The sequence below is a fragment of the Allobosea sp. P4_C6 genome (assembly GCF_056402015.1).
Map to the genome: position 1 here is coordinate 1 of NZ_JBFUIF010000188.1, position 2,291 is coordinate 2,291.

The following is a 2,291-nucleotide window of genomic DNA, read 5'->3' on the forward strand; positions in this document are numbered from 1 at the left end:
CGTCTCGCAGGCGATGACGGCGATCTGCGTCGTCGATGAGAACGGGCGCATTCTAGCCGAGAGAAAAGTGCCGACATGCCCTGACGCCATTGCTGACTGCCTGGCAATCAGTGCTCCGAACCTCACGAGGGTTGGGCTCGAGACTGGCCCATTGGCCGTCTGGCTCTGGAACGAGCTGACCAGCCGACGCCTGCCTATCATCTGCATCGATGCACGGCACGCCAATGCGGCCCTGAAGATGCGGCCGGTTAAGACCGATCGTAATGATGCTGCAGGTCTTGCCCAGATCATGCGCACAGGCTGGTTCAAAGAGGTCCGCATCAAAAGCCGCGACAGCTACCAGGTTCGCTCCATCCTTGTCGCCCGGGAGATGCTGGTGCGCACCCGGGTTAAGATCGAAAACGAGATCCGAGGGTTGCTGCGCACTTTCTGGGTTCTGTTCGGCAAGCGCGTCGGCAGCTTCACGGGGCGCGCCGACGAGATCATCGACGGCGAGTTGGGCGCGGCTCCCGAGATGCGTATCATTGCCGAGGTGCTGATAAAGGCGCGTGCTGTGATCCTCGACCAGATCAAGGTGCTGGACCGACGCCTCATGGCCATTGCCAAAGCAACGCCGACGGCTCGGTTGYTMATGACGGCTCCTGGCGTCGGCGTCATCACCGCTCTGTCSATCGCGTCCTCATTCGACGACGCCGCGCGCTTCAAARGATCRTCGAGCGCGGGCGCCTACCTCGGACTGACACCGCGCCGATACGAGTCCGRCGAAACCAGTCGGAATGGCCGCATCTCCAAGCAAGGAAACAGGATGACGAGGAAGCACCTCTACGAGGCGGCCACGACACTCTTGACRCGAAACCTACGCTTCTCGACGCTGAAGGCGTGGGGGCTGAAGCTCGCGAAGGTCTCGGGCTTCAAGAAGGCGCGGATCGCCGTTGCMCGGAAGATCGCCGTCRTCCTCCACGCGATGTGGAARACCAATACCCCCTTCCGCTGGAGCTCCGCAGCCACATGATCGCACACGCGCTGCTCGGCTGACTGTACGGATGCGTCCCCGCCGGGACGTATGGCGCGGATCAGGCCGTCCCTGAAAATGCAGTGCCTTCGACGGCAACTGCGAGGGCCACTTCGGTCGATCCAACCATTCTGACGCCAACATGCGGCGATCCATAGAGATCGACCACGGAGAGAACCATGAACCCGGCGTGTACGCGGCCTTCAATCAGGCAACTTGACCAGCSCGATTAGAGAACTTTCYAGGGGGCAGACCAAGGAGGGTCGCAGCATGAGCGTAGTCGAGTTCCCCCAACGTCGCATCGTTCGTCGGCCTCGCAATACGGCGGATAGTATCGCAATCCCCATCGCCGCGAACTGCTAGCTACGGTGCTTAGCGGTACGCGAGCCTCCATCACGATCCGCGACGTTTGCCGACATTGACTAACGGCAGATCAGATCGCGATAGTAGTCCAGGAGCGATCATAGACGAGCGAATGCTGAAAACCAACGCTAGCGCTTCTAATGCTTATACCGCGATCGAATTAGCGTGCTTAGGAGAATAATATAAATTCAATCTGATGCTGGAGAATCCATATGAAACAAGAAAGTCTGTCACCTCAAATAAAAAAGGCGATACCGGTAATAATATCGACATTTGAAAAATGTGCGCCGGAGAAATTTAAAGTGGAATTCACGGCCGGGCAGGAATGGTATCATCATTCTCACAAATCACTTCACCATTCCGGCAATGCCATCGATGTGCGAACAAAAACGCTTCCCGATCATGGTGTCGGTATAATATCGAGCCTAATTGGCTACCATCTGCAGCAGGCATTAAATTCGAAATACCCCAAGTGGTTTCTGGTTCTGATGAATGATCAGGGGCTTAACGCCCCCCATATCCATGTTCAGTTCAATCCTGGAAGTAGGATGACGACTCCTGGCGACGATGAGAAGAGCCCTGAGTGGAAGCGAGGAGTGGTCTGAAGGTTCGCGGAGTCCGATATATGCTAACGTGCGTGATTCCAGCCGTCGCAGTTCTGGCGACCACCGCATGCCGGCTAAGGCTCAGCTTATCAGCCTAGCCGATCTGGCAGGCTACTCGATATCCATCCAATATGTTGAGGACTCTCTCAATCCGGAAGCCACAGGTGCCTTATTTTTGGAGAGACAAAATCTACATCGACAAAAGGTCGACTCTTCCACTCCAGTAAACAGCAAAGTTCTTCACGCCCTAGCGACTACAACCAAGACACGGTATCTGGTGTGGTGGGATCCGACTTAAACCAAACCGGTCA

At 56.3% G+C, this 2,291-nt stretch carries 2 protein-coding genes; both read left to right on the forward strand.

From position 1 onward, the window contains the following. A partial coding sequence (locus AC1DVA_RS27715) for an IS110 family RNA-guided transposase (RefSeq protein WP_476808030.1) occupies nt 1-1,012 on the forward strand: 1,012 nt, incomplete at its 5' end. Nucleotides 1,013-1,587: 575 nt separating this feature from the next. Next, a complete protein-coding gene (locus AC1DVA_RS27720) occupies nt 1,588-1,980 on the forward strand; it encodes a hypothetical protein (RefSeq protein ID WP_476808031.1) in 393 nt (130 codons plus the stop codon). Nucleotides 1,981-2,291: the final 311 nt, after the last annotated feature.

Bases quoted from the DNA above. Each gene is read 5' to 3' on its own strand.
- AC1DVA_RS27720 (WP_476808031.1), top strand. From the start codon at position 1,588: ATGAAACAAGAAAGTCTGTCACCTCAAATAAAAAAGGCGATACCGGTA.